Source organism: Mesorhizobium sp. M0954 (genome assembly GCF_040319155.1).
Taxonomy (GTDB): Bacteria; Pseudomonadota; Alphaproteobacteria; order Rhizobiales; family Rhizobiaceae; genus Mesorhizobium.
Genome location: NZ_JAMYNR010000005.1, coordinates 181024 through 195636 on the forward strand (window position 1 = coordinate 181024; position 14613 = coordinate 195636).

The 14613-nt window shown below is 64.6% G+C and carries 9 protein-coding genes; all 9 read right to left on the bottom strand.

Annotated elements, in window-relative coordinates:
* Positions 1-303: 303 nt before the first annotated feature.
* A complete protein-coding gene (locus tag NKH93_RS09275) occupies positions 304-1101 on the bottom strand; it encodes an ABC transporter ATP-binding protein (RefSeq protein ID WP_352969986.1) in 798 nt (265 codons plus the stop codon).
* Positions 1102-1112: 11 nt separating this feature from the next.
* A complete protein-coding gene (gene ntrB, locus NKH93_RS09280; RefSeq protein WP_352469907.1) occupies positions 1113-2009 on the bottom strand; it encodes a nitrate ABC transporter permease in 897 nt (298 codons plus the stop codon).
* A 74-nt stretch (positions 2010-2083) separates the two neighbouring features.
* On the bottom strand, positions 2084-3400 hold the full coding sequence (locus NKH93_RS09285; protein ID WP_352969988.1) for a CmpA/NrtA family ABC transporter substrate-binding protein: 1317 nt from the start codon (positions 3398-3400) through the stop codon (positions 2084-2086).
* A gap of 359 nt (positions 3401-3759) precedes the next feature.
* On the bottom strand, positions 3760-4998 hold the full coding sequence (locus NKH93_RS09290) for a CmpA/NrtA family ABC transporter substrate-binding protein (RefSeq protein WP_352681461.1): 1239 nt from the start codon (positions 4996-4998) through the stop codon (positions 3760-3762).
* Between the two features lie 2 nt (positions 4999-5000).
* Positions 5001-5600: an ANTAR domain-containing response regulator gene (locus NKH93_RS09295; RefSeq protein WP_023676288.1), complete on the bottom strand. Its 600-nt coding sequence runs from the start codon at positions 5598-5600 to the stop codon at positions 5001-5003.
* Between the two features lie 443 nt (positions 5601-6043).
* Positions 6044-9247 (bottom strand): efflux RND transporter permease subunit, encoded by a 3204-nt coding sequence (locus NKH93_RS09300; protein WP_352540391.1) that lies wholly within the window; start codon positions 9245-9247, stop codon positions 6044-6046.
* On the bottom strand, positions 9244-10350 hold the full coding sequence (locus tag NKH93_RS09305; RefSeq protein ID WP_352470181.1) for an efflux RND transporter periplasmic adaptor subunit: 1107 nt from the start codon (positions 10348-10350) through the stop codon (positions 9244-9246). The genes NKH93_RS09300 and NKH93_RS09305 overlap by 4 nt, the downstream gene beginning before the upstream one ends.
* 496 nt (positions 10351-10846) lie before the next feature.
* Entirely contained in the window at positions 10847-12346 is a 1500-nt protein-coding gene (locus NKH93_RS09310; protein WP_352813848.1) for a helicase HerA domain-containing protein, read from the bottom strand.
* A gap of 150 nt (positions 12347-12496) precedes the next feature.
* Positions 12497-14563, bottom strand: a complete 2067-nt coding sequence (locus NKH93_RS09315; RefSeq protein ID WP_352969991.1) for a PAS domain-containing hybrid sensor histidine kinase/response regulator — start codon at positions 14561-14563, stop codon at positions 12497-12499.
* Between the last annotated feature and the right edge of the window lie 50 nt (positions 14564-14613).

Consider the following 14613-nt stretch of genomic DNA (forward strand, 5'->3'; position numbering starts at 1 on the left):
TCGGGAGCGCGTGTGGACCTGAGCGGCAGCTTTGCCTGTGGCGCCCGCCATTGGACGCCGTGTCACTTGGCCCTTGCGGACCCTACATTTTGGAAAGCAGGAAGCGTGCCAATTCGACAGCGCTCTTAATTATAGAATGAAATCAATATGAACCGCAGCCGCGCGACTTTTGACCAAGCTCGGCAGCGGATCAAAGATTAGTCAAAATGCCTTGCACAGCAGCATAATATTTGTGCAATGCGGTAGATTGCCCATTGCCGATGCAGATTTGCCAATGATGATGACGAGTTTCCAATTATGGCCTTACTCCGCGGCTTCGACGAAGCGGTGGCGTTCGTAGAGGAATTTCAGCACCGCCTCGCGGCAGCGCAGGAAGGTGCGGTCGGAGGAAAGCTCAATGCGCCGACGCGGCCGGGCCAGCGGCACGGGAAGAACCTCGCCGATGGTGGCCGCCGGCCCGTTGGTCATCATGACGATGCGGTCGGACAGCAGCACCGCCTCGTCGACATCGTGAGTGATCATGATCGTCGTCGAGCCGAACCTCGAATGGATATCCATCACCGCGTCCTGAAGATGCGCGCGGGTCAGCGCGTCGAGCGCGCCGAAGGGCTCGTCGAGCAGCAGGATCTTCGGCTCCATGGCCAGCGCCCGGGCGATGCCGACGCGCTGCTTCATGCCGCCCGAAATCTCGGCCGGACGTTTGTCCTTGGCATGCGCCATCTGCACGAGATCGAGATTGCGCATGATCCATTCATGCCGCTCGGCCCGGCTCTTTTTGCCGCCGAAGACCTTGGATACCGCGAGGTTGATGTTTTCGTAGACGGTGAGCCAAGGCAGCAGGCTGTGGTTCTGGAACACCACGGCGCGTTCCGGGCCGGGGCTGTCGACCTCCTTGTCTTCGAGCAGGACGGCGCCGGCCGAGACCTTGGTCAGGCCGGCGATCAGGTTGAGCAAGGTCGACTTGCCGCAGCCGGAATGGCCGATGATCGAGACGAATTCGCCCTTGTCGATGGTCAGCCGGATGTCCTTCAGCACGTCGCTGACCTGGCTGCCGCGGGCGAAGGATTTGTCGATGTGGTCGAGTTTCAGATAGGCCGTCATCGTCCCTCTCCTCACTTTGCTGTTGTGCCGCGGGTGACGAAGACGCCGACCGCCGCGACCAGGCGGTCGAGGCAAAAGCCGGTGACGCCGATATAGGCGAGCGCGACAATGATGTCGGGCAGGCGCGACGAGTTCCACGCGTCCCAGATGAAGAAGCCGATGCCGACGCCGCCGGTCAGCATTTCGGCGGCGACGATGGCGAGCCAGGACAGGCCGATGCCGATCCGCAAGCCGGTGAAGATGTAGGGCGCGGCCGCCGGCACCATGATCTTCACAAAGAACTCGAACTGGTTGAGCCGGAGGATACGGGCGACGTTGCGGTAGTCCTCGGGGATGTTGCGGACACCGACCGCGGTGTTGATGATGATGGGCCAGATCGAGGTGATGAAGATGACGAAGATCGCCGACGGGCTGGAATCGCGGAACGCCGCCAGCGACAGCGGCAGCCACGCGAGCGGCGGCACCGTGCGCAGGATCTGGAAGACCGGATCGAGACCGCGCATCGCCCAGATCGACTGGCCGACGAGCGCGCCGAGCGCGACGCCGACGATTGCTGCCAGGCCGAAGCCCATGGCGACGCGCTGCAGCGACATCAGCACCCGCCAGGCGAGTCCGATGTCCTGCGGGCCATTGTCGAAGAACGGGTGGGCGATCAGGTCATAGGCCTCGTTCCACACCTGGCTCGGCGGTGGCAGGCTGGCCGTGGGCGACGAACAGGCGACCTGCCAGACGACGAGCATAATGGTGATGACGATGACCGGCGGCACCAGCGTGCTGGCCAGCTTGGCGGCGACCGCGGCCGGGTCGAAGCGGCGCCGCGCCCTGGCGGTCAAGGCGATGACCTCGGCGGGCTTGGCCGGTGCGGGGAACGGCTTCACCTTGCGGTCCTCGATGGCTTGGATAGACATTTCTCGAAAAACTCCTTGGCGGCAGGTGCAAGGCAGGCGGCGCTGCCACCGCCTGCCGCGCATCCCTGTCAGGCTCAGGCCGACACCTTGATTCTCAGGCTGTCGAGATAGGCCGACGGGTTCTCCGGATCGAATATCTTGCCGTCGAAGAAGGTTTCAGTGCCTCGCGACGTAGACGCCGGAATATCGGCCGCGGCGACACCAAGATCCTTGGCCGCCTCGCGCCACAGATCCTCACGGTTTACTTGGCCGACCAGTGCTTTGATGTCGGTGGTCGGCGCGAACTTGCCCCAGCGGATATTTTCGGCGAGGAACCAGCTGTCGTGGCTCTTGAAGGGATAGGACACGCCGCCCTTCCAGAACTTCATATAGAGGTCGGTGCCGTTGGCGACGCGGCCATTGCCGTAGTTGATGTCGCCCTTGAGGCGGCCGATGATGTCGGCAGTCGGCACGTTCATCCACTGCCGCTTGCCGATGATGGCGGCCATCTCGTCCTTGTTTTCTTTTGCCTCGCACCATTGCTGGGCTTCCATGACGGCCATCAGGATCGCCTTGGTGGCGTTCGGGTACTTGTCGATAAAGGCGGCGCGCAGGCCGAGCGCCTTTTCCGGATGGCCCTTCCACAGTTCGCCGGTGGTGGCGGCGGTGAAGCCGACGCTCTGGTGGACGAGTTGCTCGTTCCACGGCTCGCCGACACAGAACACGTCCATGTTGCCGACCTTCATGTTGGCGACCATCTGCGGCGGCGGCACGACGATGGTCGAGACGTCCTTGTCGGGATCGATGCCGCCGGCAGCCAGCCAGTAGCGCAGCCAAAGATCGTGCGTGCCGCCCGGGAAGGTCATGGCGGCCTTCACCTCCTTGCCTGCGGCCTTTTTCGCAGCGAAGGCGTCCTTCAGCTTGGAGGCGTCGAGGCCGACGCCGGTGCCGGCATATTCCTGGGCGACGGAAATGCCCTGGCAGTCGTAGTTGAGCCGCGCCACGATCGCCATCGGCAGTGGCTGCTTGTTTTGCGTCACCTTGCCGGTGTGCATCAGATAAGGCATCGGCGTCAGGATATGGGCGCCGTCAATGCCGTTGGCTTCGCCGCCGAGCACCAGATTATCGCGCGTCGCCCCCCAGGAGGCCTGCTTGAGCACCTCGACATCGGGCATGCCGAATTTCTCGAACAGGCCTTTCTCCTTGGCGATCATCAACGGTGCTGCATCAGTCAATGCGATGAAGCCGAGCTTGGCGCCGGTGACTTCCGGCGCGGCGGGCGCCGCATAGGCGCCGGAGGGCAGCAGCGCACGCGCCGCGGCCAGCGTTGCCGCGGTGGCCGCGCTGATCCTCAGGAAATCCCGGCGGCTGATCGCCGTTTGGGCGGAATGGCTATTGGTGCTTTTCGTCATCGTCATCTCCGGTTGGGCGCGGCTTGGGATCGGCGCCGTCGATTGCGTGTTCGACCAAAACAAAAAAAGCCGCCGGCCAGGCCGCGCGCGTCCGTCCATCCGGGATCGCGTGTTGACCTGAGCGGCAGCTTTGCCTGTAGCGCCCGCCATTGGACGCCTATTCCGTGACCCGAGAAGAGTCTGCCTATTACAAAGCAGGAACCGTGCCAGTTTCGGAATGGGTGACAAACATCAATGAGATCAACGGCATGCCACAATCTTCGGCGCGCCGGGCCGCTGGGCGAGCAAGCCAAGGATTGTTCATTAGCGCAGTTGCACGCACATTTTTTGTGCAGCGCACAAGAATGCCGGAGAAATGATCAGGCCTCAGCGCGCGCCAATTTCTGGCCGGCAATGTAGGCGTCGATCTCGTCGGGATCGAATATCTGGCCATCGAAGAAGCCATCGGGACCGAGCACCAGGCTTGCCCCCGCCGAACCGACCGGAGTCGCGGCCTTCAGCGCGCCCTCGACCTTGGCATTGGCACCGGGAAGCGCCACGCCAAGCGGCTTCAACGCCGAGCGGTAGAGATCGGGGCGGTAGCAGTCGCGGGCAATAGCGAGGTTTTCCGGCGTGTGCGGGACATGCCCCCAGCGCACCATCTGCGTGTAGAACCACAGCGCATGGCTCTTCCACGGGAAGTTCGCCGCCTTGTTGAAGGGCAGAAAGAAGTCACCGACGGTGAGTTCGGCGCCGCCGCCGAGCGCCAGATGCCCGCTGAGAATCGGCATCTGCAGCGCCGGCGCAAGCCCGAGGAAGGCCGGCTGCGCCATCAGGGCCGCGAGTTCGTCACGGTTTGCCGGATCCTGGCACCAGCGCGCCGCGTGATGAAGCGCACGCAGCAGGGCTGAAAGCGCGTCCGGCTCTCTTTCCGCCCATGCCTTGCGCACGCCAACGACTTTCTCCGGGCTGGTCTTCCAGATGGCCGCCTTGACCGTGGCGATGCGGCCGGTGCCGGCGACGACCGCGGCACTGTTCCAAGGTTCGCCGACGCAGTAGCCGTCGATCCTGCCGGCGGCGAGCGCGTCGGCCATGAAGGGGGGCGGCACGATGACGATCTCGATTTCACGCGACGGGTCGATGCCGCAGGCGGCGAGCCAGTAGCGCAATTCGTAATTGTGCCCGGAATGCGGATGGACGACGGCGAAGCGCAGCGGATCGCCGCCGCCATTCGCCCGTTCGCGAATCAGCGCTCGCAATGCCTTGCCGGCCCGCGCCGGATCGAGATCGGGTTGGGCGCCGTGCGCGGCCATGCCGGCCCAGACCGCGTTTGAAACCGTCACGCAATTGCCGCCGAGGCCGAGCGAGAACGGCACGACCGTGTCGGAGGCGAGCGGCGTCAGCCCCAGATTGCAGGCGATCGGCATCGGCCCCAGCATGTGCGCCAGATCGAAGTGGCCGATGGCGATGCGGTCGCGGATGTTGGCCCAGGACGTTTCCCGGTTGAGGGTGAGGTCGATGCCTTCGCGCAAAGCAAAGCCGATTTCCTTCGCCGCGACAAGGATGGCGCTGTCGAAGAGCGGCATGAAGCCAGCATTGATCCGGTGCTCGGCCGCCATTCTCAACTCTCCTCGGGATCCAGAAGCCCTGCCGCCGTCACCAGGCTCTGCGCGATTTCGGCGATCTTGCGGTTCTGGTTCATGGCTGTCTTGCGCAGCAGCGTGTAGGCCGCGTCCTCCGACAGGCCGCGCGATTTCATCAGGATGCCCTTGGCGCGATCGATCACCTTGCGGCTCTCCAACTCGCTGCGGGCTTCTTCCAGTTCGCGCGCCATGCGCGAGAAGGCGTTGAAGCGGCTGATCGCCATGTCGAGGATCGGCTTGACCCGCTCCTGGCGCAGGCCGTCGACGACATAGGCCGATACCCCCGCTTCCACCGCAGCTTCGATCGAAGCCTGATCCGAGCGGTCGACGAACATGGCGATCGGCCGCTTCACCACGCGCGAAAGCTGGAACATGTTTTCGAGCATGTCGCGGTTGGGATTTTCGAGATCGATGACGATCACGTCGGGTTCGATCTCGGCGATCCGCCGCGCGATGCCGGCGACGTCGTGGATGACCGTGACCTGCTGATGCCCGGCCTCCCGCAATCCCGCTTCGATTATCGAAGCGCGGATGTGGTTTTCATCGATCACCAGAACAGTGAGGGATTTGCGGATCATGCCGCATTTTGCGCAGGCGAGACGATTGTGCAATGCGGCATGGCGAGATTCACGGAAACAAAGCCGGCGTCCAGGCGCCGCCTGAGGAATTGGACGACGGCCGGCGCCACGAAGTTGACGCCGCGGGCGCCGCACCCGCCTGATCGGCTGCCTGCAGGTCTGTCGGCGCACGGTGATCGCGTCGGGCGGAAGCAGACATCGCAAGCGAGGACTCCGGAGGTCGCGGTTGCGCCCTCAAGCCCCGCCTGGTCGACCAGATAGAAGATCGCATTGGCCTCTCCGCCCGGCATCGTCTCGCTGAACTGGATGCGGCTGTCAGGCTGGATCAGACCGAGCAGGGTCTCCGCGGCACCTCGACGCCGAGGTTGCGCAGATCGTAGCCGTTGCCGCGCCGCGCCGATTTTCTGGAGTGATAACCGCGCTCGCGCGGCGAATTCGTAACCCTACTCGGCGGCCGTCTCCGATGGCGCCTCTGCCGGCCCCGAAGGTTCGGCCTCGGCACGGGGCTTGCGCCGTGAAAACAGCGACCTGAGCGTGACGTAGAACACCGGCGTCAGGAACAGGCCGACGAAGGTGACGCCGAGCATGCCGGAGAATACCGCGGTGCCGAGCGACTGGCGCATTTCTGCGCCCGGTCCCGTTGCGATCATCAGCGGCACGACGCCGAGGATGAACGAGAAGGCGGTCATCAGGATCGGCCGCAGCCTGAGCCGGCAGGCTTCGACGGCAGCCTCGGCGGCCGACAGCCCGCGTTCCTGCGCCTGCCGCGCGAATTCGACGATCAGGATCGCGTTCTTCGCGGCAAGCCCGATCAGCACGATGAGGCCGATCTGCACGAGGATGTTGTTGTCGAGCCCTCGGAAAGACACGCCGAGCAACGCCGCGAGCACGCCGAGCGGCACCACCAGCACAATGGCGAACGGCAGCACCCAGCTTTCATATTGCGCCGCCAGCGCCAGGAACACGAACAGCACCGACAGTCCGAAGATATAGACAGCGGCATTGCCGGTGTTGCGCTCCTGATAGGCGAGTTCGGTCCATTCATAGGAGGTACCGGCCGGCAGCGTCTTTGCCGTGATCCCTTCCATCAATGCCAGCGCGTCGCCCGTGGAAACGCCGGGCGCGGCGTTGCCCTGCAGCGGCACTGAGACGTACATGTTGTAGCGCTGGACCAGCGCCGGGCCGGTGACGTCGCGGATCTCGATCAACGTGCCGAGCGGAACCAGCGCGCCGGTCGCCGAGCGCACCTTCAGTTTCAAGATGTCGGCGCGATCGAGGCGGAACGCCTGGTCGGCCTGCGCCCGCACCTGGTAGACGCGCCCGAACGCGTTGAAGTCGTTGACGTAGGCGGTGCCCAAATTGATCGACAGCGTCTCGAAGATGTTGGGGATCGGCACGTTCAGGATGCGCGCCTTGTCGCGATCGATCGCCAGGAAGAATTGCGGGCTCGACGCGGAGAAGGTGGTGAACACGCCCGTCAGCCCCGGCGTCTTGTTGGCCTTGCCGGCGATTTCGTAGGCAAGCGCCAGGATCTGCCGCATGTCGGCGCTGTTGCGCTCCTGGATCTGCAGCTTGAAGCCGCCGGCATTGCCGACGCCGCGGATCGGCGGCGGTGGCAGTGCGATAATGAAGGCTTCCTTGATGCTTTGCAGGCTGCCGAACAGATTGCCGATGACCTGGGTCGCCGACTGGCCGGCTTTCAGTCGCTCGTCAAACGGCTTGAACCTGGCGAAGATCACGCCCGCGTTGCTGGCGTTGGTGAAGGTCGCGCCGGAGAAGCCGGCGAAGGCGACAGCGTAATCGACGCCTGGCGTTTTCTGGATGATCTGCGACGCCTGCTGGATGACCGAATCGGTCCTCGACAGCGAAGCGCCGTCCGGCAACTGGACGACGACGATCGCATAGCCCTGGTCAAGCGACGGAATGAAACCGCGCGGCACCGCCTGCACCATGTAGACCGTGGCGTAGATGAGGGCCGCGAAAACGGCCAGCATGGCGGCCATCGTTATCCACGAGCCGACCAGCACGCGGATAATGCTCGAATACCAATGGGCGACCCTGTCGAAGCCGCGATTGAAGCCGTCGGCGAGCGCCCGTCCGAACCGCGCCAGGAAAAAGCGCGGCGGCGCCGCCGCGGCGTGATGCGGCTTGAACAGCAGTGCGGCCAGCGCCGGCGAAAGCGTCAGCGAATTGAATGCCGAGATCGCCGTCGACACCGCGATGGTGATAGCAAACTGCAGATAGAACTGCCCAGAAATGCCGGGGATGAAGGCTGTCGGCACGAACACGGCTATCAGCACCAGCGAGATCGCGATGACGGCCGTTCCGACTTCGTCCATGGTCAGGTGCGACGCCGGACTGGGCGCCAGCCCTCTGGCGATATTGCGCTCGACGTTTTCGACCACGACGATCGCATCGTCGACGACGATGCCGATCGCCAGAACGAGGCCGAACAGCGTCAGCATGTTGAGCGAGAAGCCGGCGGCGTAAAGTACCGCCAGCGTGCCGATCAGCGACACGGGAATCGCCACGATCGGCACGATCGCCATGCGCCACGATTGCAGGAAGACGATGATGACGATGATGACCAGCAGCATCGCCTCGAGGATCGTCTTGTAGACCTCCTGGATCGACTCGGCGACGAACTCGGTCGGATTGTAGACGATGTCGTAGCTCAACCCCTTCGGGAAGTCGCGGGAAAGCTCCTTCATCTTGTCCTGGATCTCCGCGGCTGCGGCGAGCGCATTGGTGCCCGGCCGCTGGAAGATGGCGAGCGCCACCGCCGGTTTGCCGTTGAGATAGGAGTTGGTGACGTAATCCTTGGCGCCGAGCTCGATGCGCGCCACGTCCTGGAGCGAGATCAGGCGGCCGTCGTCGGTCGATTTGACGATCACGTATCGGAAGTCGCGTGCGTCGTTGAAGCGGCCTTGCGTTGTGACCGTGTACTGGAACGCCGTGCCGGTGCTGGTCGGCGGCGCGCCGATCGAGCCGCCCGACACCTGGACATTCTGGTCGCGCAGCGCCTGCACCACATCGCCCGAGGTCATCCCCAGGGCGGACAGTTTTTCCGGATCGAGCCAGATGCGCAGCGAATATTCGCGTTCGCCGAAGATGATGAGGTCGCCGACGCCGTCTAGTCTGAGCAATATGTCGCGCACCCGCGAGCGGGCGTAGTTCGAGACGTAGAGTTGGTCGTAGGTATTGTCGGGCGACAGCATGTGCACGACCATCATCAGGTCGGGCGAGGTCTTGGTGGTGGTGATGCCGAGGCGGCGGACTTCTTCGGGCAGGCGTGGCTCGGCGACCGACACGCGGTTCTGCACCAGCACCTGCGCCTGGTCGAGATCGGTGCCCAGCTTGAAGGTGATGGTCAGCGCCATCGCCCCGTCGCCCGACGAATAGGACGACATGTAGAGCATGCCCTCGACGCCGTTGATCTCCTGCTCGATCGGCGTTGCCACCGTCGCTGCGACCGTCTCGGCGTCGGCGCCCGGATACTGGGCGCGAACGACGATGGTCGGCGGCGCGATCTCGGGATATTGCGCGACCGGCAGCTGGGTATAAGCAATCCCGCCGAGGATCAGCAGGACGATCGAAACGACCGATGCGAAGATCGGACGGTCGACGAAGAAATGTGCGAACCTCATTGCTGCAACTCGGCGGTCTCGGCCCTGGGCGGCAACGTCACCATCTCGACCTTGACCTTGGTGCCGGGCCTGGCGTGCATCAGCCCGTTGACGATGATCGTCTCATCGCCGGTCAGGCCCTGGCGGATCACCCGGTAGCCGTCGAGAAGCGGGCCGGTGCGCACGGGCTTCGCCGACACCATCCCGGCCTCATCCACCAGGAACACGATGCGGCGATCCTGATCGGCGCCGATCGCCTCGTCGGGCACCAGCACGCCGCTATGCGGCAGCGACCCCGGCACGTTGATGCGCCCGAACATGCCTGGCTGGAGAATGCCGTCGGCGTTGGGAAACCTTGCACGCACCCGCATGGTGCCGGTCGCGTTGTCGATCCGGTTCTCGGCAAAATCGAGCTTGCCTTTGAATACCGCCTCCGCGCGGTCGGCGACGCGAACCACCACCTCAAGCCCGCCGGCGCCTTCCTGCATGCTGCCGCCGCGCTCCTTCGCGTCGCGGGCGTAGCTGAAATACAGGCGCTCATCGACGTCGAAATAGAAGTCGATCGGATCGCGCGTAACGATGGTCGTCAGCAAGGTGGAATCCGGCTGCACGAGGTTGCCGACCGACACCAGCCGGCGGTCGATGCGGCCGGACAAGGGCGCCTTGATTTCGGTGAATTCCATGTTCAGTCTGGCCGTCGTCAGCGCAGCCGTCGCGCCCTGCATCTGCGCCTGCGCCGAAAGGTATTCCCGCCGGCGGTCGTCGACCGTCGCGGTTGAGATATTGCCGGTCTTGGCGAGTTCGTCGGCGCGATCCAGCTGCATCTTGGAGAATTCGAGCAGACTCTTGGCGACGTCCACTTGCGACTTGGCGGCATCATAAGCCGCCTGGTACGGACGCTGATCGATGGTGAAGAGCAGGTCGCCCTTGTTGACCAGTGCGCCGTCCTGGAAGCTGACCTTGTCCAGATAGCCGCTGACGCGCGAACGGATGGCGACCTGGTCGAGGGCTTCGAAGCGCCCGACGAACTCGTCGTCTTCGACGATTTCACGGACCACCGGCTTGGCCGCCGTCACCACGGGTAACTGTTGGTCCTGCGCAAACGCAGTGCTGCTGAAAGCCATGCCGAGCAGGAATGCCGCCGACACGGCGGCGCGGGTAAGCCAGCCGGCCGATCGACAGGGTCGCCCGTCCGCGTCGCGATGCAATTGCCCATTCTCTTGGGTGTCCATTTGCGTCCTCGCTCGCTGGACCCGGAGGTCGATTGATCCGCTTCTACGCTCAGGCTTTTCGTCGAAATCAGAGCACTACAGTGTTGTGCATGGCAACATGATCATTTTCGATGTGGGCTGAAATGTCCACCCTGTGGCTGCCCCGCCACCCGCCACTTGCGATGCAGATCCACCAGGCGGTCCGGGGATGCCATTGAGAGGGGGCGGCTAGACCTGGGAACAGACCTTGGTCCCGTCGGGCTGAACGTCCGCAATCCTTCTTCAAACGTTAAAGCCGCCATTTCGCTATCGGCCCCAAACGCGACGTCTGAGTACTGGTTCGGCGATGAACACTCTGGCGCTTGCTGATGTTGAGCGACGTCAGCTTTCGCCCAAACCGCGTCAGCCCTTACACCACCAACCTCCCCTGCTCCGCGTCCTCTGCATTGGGATCGCCCGGCGCGGTCGCCCAGGCGAGCTCCACCAGCGTCACCGTCCGCCTTCCAACCCCGTCGAGCTGGCAGACGATCAGCCCCTGCTCCTCGATATATATCAGCAGGCGCCGGGCGCGGCGTAGCGAGTGCGAGCCGTAGGCGCGGGCGATCGCCGCGTCGCTCGGGCAGGGCCAGCCCTCCTTGGCGGCGCGGGCGATCATCATGAACACGCCTTGCATGTCCTCGGGGAGCAGCGAGGCGCGCGCCGAGACGTCCTGCCAAGCGTCATCGCCTGCCATGTCGGAGCCGAGGCCGGCGCGGGCGCGGGTCAGCATGCGGCGGAACTCCGGCAGGTCCGGCACGACCGAGGCGAGGCCCTCGATGCGGCAGCGGACCACGAACTCCTGATAAAGCACGCCGATGACCCGGAAGCCGGCATCGGGTTGCGCCAGCACGGCGCGCAGCACCCGGTCGACGCGCTCGCGGCGCTCCGCCAAATCCTCGGCGCTGATCGGCGGCTCCACCGCTTCGGGGCGGATTTCCAGCGCCGCCGATTTCGCCGCCATCAGCTGGTCGAGCAGGTCCGGCGACGACCGGCGCTGCGGCCGGACGGTTTCGGGCGGCGGGGCCGCCAGGATGATCGCGCGCGCGTCCTCCAACGCCGATTCCGGCAGCGGCATCAGGCGCGGGGTCGCGTTGCGCGGACTTGTATCGGTCGGGCCGATTCGCAAGCCCAGCGGACGGCGCGACAGCGCCGGGCCGAGCGCCATGAATTGCCCGCGCTCGAGGTCGCGAAAAGCCTCCGCCTGGCGCCGCTCCATGCCGAGCAGGTCGGCGGCGCGCGCCATGTCGATATCGAGAAAGGTCCGGCCCATGAGGAAATTGGAAGCCTCGGCCGCGACGTTCTTGGCAAGCTTGGCCAGCCGCTGGGTGGCGATGATGCCGGCCAGCCCGCGTTTGCGGCCGCGGCACATCAAATTGGTCATGGCGCCGAGCGAGAGCTTGCGCGCCTCGTCGGAAACCTCGCCGGCGACAGCCGGCGCGAACAGCTGCGCTTCGTCAACCACCACCAGCATCGGGTACCAGTGGTCGCGGGCGACCTCGAAAAGCCCGCCGAGAAAGGCGGCGGCGCGCCGCATCTGGTTCTCGGCGTCGAGCCCCTCGAGATTGAGCACCGTGGAGACGCGGTGGATGCGCGCCCGCTCGCCGGCGCTCTGCAGGCCGCGCTCGGTATGCTCCTCGGCGTCGATCACCAGGTGGCCGAAACGGTCGCCCAGCGTCACGAAGTCGCCTTCGGGGTCGATGATGGTCTGCTGCACCCAGGGCGCGCTCTGCTCCAAGAGCCGGCGCAGCAGGTGGGACTTGCCGGAGCCCGAATTGCCCTGCACCAAAAGGCGGGTCGCCAGCAGCTCCTCGAGATCCAGCGCCGCCGGGGCGCCTGCGCTCGTCTGGCCCATCTCGATCGCAACGGTCATGTCTCGACTCTCCTTGCGGAGAGGGCTTATCAATCGCATCACAGCCCGTCGAGCGCGGCATGGCCGGCGCTCCGTGTTGCGCTCAGGCTGGATGTCGCGGACGATCGAGGATACGGAACGTACCGTTTCGATTCGATGAGGCTTGTCTCCTCAGGTCGAAAACCGGTACCCGCCTTTCACCGGCTGGGCCTGCCTGGCTTTCTGCGAGCCGGCGCGCGCGGCCGCTGCAAGAATGCTCTCCACCAGATCCTTGTCGCGCAGCGGTTTGCCGAGCAGCGGCACGTCGGGGGGCCGGCCGGCGATCGCGTCGGCATCGGCATATCCGGTTATCATCACCGCCGGCCAATCGGCCCGCAGATTGCGGGCGAACCGAATGACCTCCAGGCCCGAGACGAGCGGCATGGCAAAATCGGTGACGATGACATCGAAATCGTACGGCGCGCGCTCGATCATCGCCAGCGCTTCGGCACCGCCCGCGGCACAGGTAACCGCAAAGCCGTGTTGGCGAAGCGATTGCGCCGTCAGTTCCCGCAGTACGTTGCTGTCGTCGATCAGCAGGACCGATGGATAGTCCTCGCCGGCATTCACGACGCTGTCGTCGGCATCGGATTTCTCGGGGATTTCGACCGGACGCTCGATTGAACGCGGCAGCCAGAGCTGGACGGATGTTCCACTGCCGACGGTGCTTTCCATGCGAAGCGTGCCGCCCGATTGCTTGACGAAACCATGCACCGTGCTCAGACCGAGGCCAGTGCCCTTGCCGACCGGTTTTGTGGTGAAGAACGGTTCGACGACCTTGGCGAGAATGTCAGCCGGTATGCCCGACCCGGTGTCCTTGACGGTGACCACGACATAGTCGCCCGCCGAAATATCCTCGGCTGCACGGCCTAGCGTTCGATTTTGCGCCTCCACGATTATCGTGCCGCCGGACGGCATGGCATCGCGCGCGTTGAAGACCAGGTTCATCAGCGCGAGCTCCAGCTGGCTGGCATCGATATGCGCCGGCCACACAGTGTCGTCGACAAGCCAATCGAAACGGATCAGGCCGCCCAGGACCGGGGCCACCAACCCGTTCATTGTATCGCCGAGCGCGGCGAGGCGCACGGCCTGCGGCCTCAGCGTCTGGCGGCGCGAGAACGCAAGCATGCGGTTGACGAGCTCGGCGCCTTGTTTTGCCGACCGGCGTGTCAGTTCCAGAACCTGCCTGGTCTGTCCATCGAACTCGGCGTGGCGCTCGAGCAATCCCAATCCGCTGAGAATTGCGGCAAGCAGATTGTTGAAATCATGCGCCAGCCCGCCGGTAAGCTTGCCGATCGCGTCGAGGCGCTGCGATTGCAGCAGCTGGTTCTCAAGCTCGCGCCGCTCGGTAACGTCCAGCAACGTGCCGAGGATCTCAGGCTCTTTGCCGTCGGAGCCATTCGACAGGACGCCCTGGTCGAGAAAAATCCGGTAATTGCCGTCGGCGCATTGCCAGCGGAATTCGCAGGTGTAGGAGCCGGCGGCCTTGGCTGCGAGCAGGACCTCCCTCACTCTCGGCAGATCGTCGGGATGAACCCGGCTCAGGCCGAAGCCTGGATCGGATGTCAGGCGTTCGGGAGGAAAGCCGGTCAGGCGTTCGACCCCTTCGGTGACAAAGCTGGCGCCGAACGGCGGCTCCGCCGCCCTTGCGTGGAAGCAGACCGGAAGAGAGCTCAAAATGGCATGCTGCCGCTCCTGGGCGCTGCGCAGGGCTCGCTCGGCCTCGAGCTTTTCCTTCTGCGCCTGCAGTGCCTGGGCCAGCAGCCGTTGCTCGGCAGCCGCCTTTTGCTGGATTTCCAGCGTCTTCTCATGAAGTTCGACGAACACGGCGACCTTGGAACGCAGCATGGCCGGGTCGAAAGGCTTGAACACGTAATCGACCGCGCCGGCGTCGTAGCCGCGCAGCATGTGCGCGTCTTCCTTGTTGATGGCGGTGAGAAAAATTATCGGCGTTCGCCTGGATTGCTCGCGCTGGCGGATCAATCCCGCGGTCTCGTAGCCATCCAGCCGGGGCATCAGCACATCCAGCAGGATGACTGCGAAATCCTCCTTCAGCAGTGCGCGCAACGCCTCTTCGCCCGACTGCACGCAGACGACTTCACCGATAGGGGCCAGAACCTCGCCGATCGCCAGCAGATTGCGCTCGTCGTCATCCACGGCCAGGATGCGCGCCTTTGCCGGCCCTGCTGCCGGCGCCATAACCTCCAGCTTCCTTGCTCCGTTTCTCGACAGTTTCTGCATCGAGCGGC

Bases quoted from the DNA above. Each gene is read 5' to 3' on its own strand.
- NKH93_RS09300 (WP_352540391.1), bottom strand. From the start codon at position 9,247: ATGAGGTTCGCACATTTCTTCGTCGACCGTCCGATCTTCGCATCGGTC.
- NKH93_RS09290 (WP_352681461.1), bottom strand. From the start codon at position 4,998: ATGGCGGCCGAGCACCGGATCAATGCTGGCTTCATGCCGCTCTTCGAC.
- NKH93_RS09310 (WP_352813848.1), bottom strand. From the start codon at position 12,346: ATGACCGTTGCGATCGAGATGGGCCAGACGAGCGCAGGCGCCCCGGCG.
- NKH93_RS09295 (WP_023676288.1), bottom strand. From the start codon at position 5,600: ATGATCCGCAAATCCCTCACTGTTCTGGTGATCGATGAAAACCACATC.
- ntrB (WP_352469907.1), bottom strand. From the start codon at position 2,009: ATGTCTATCCAAGCCATCGAGGACCGCAAGGTGAAGCCGTTCCCCGCA.
- NKH93_RS09305 (WP_352470181.1), bottom strand. From the start codon at position 10,350: ATGGCTTTCAGCAGCACTGCGTTTGCGCAGGACCAACAGTTACCCGTG.
- NKH93_RS09285 (WP_352969988.1), bottom strand. From the start codon at position 3,400: ATGACGAAAAGCACCAATAGCCATTCCGCCCAAACGGCGATCAGCCGC.
- NKH93_RS09275 (WP_352969986.1), bottom strand. From the start codon at position 1,101: ATGACGGCCTATCTGAAACTCGACCACATCGACAAATCCTTCGCCCGC.
- NKH93_RS09315 (WP_352969991.1), bottom strand. From the start codon at position 14,563: ATGGCGCCGGCAGCAGGGCCGGCAAAGGCGCGCATCCTGGCCGTGGAT.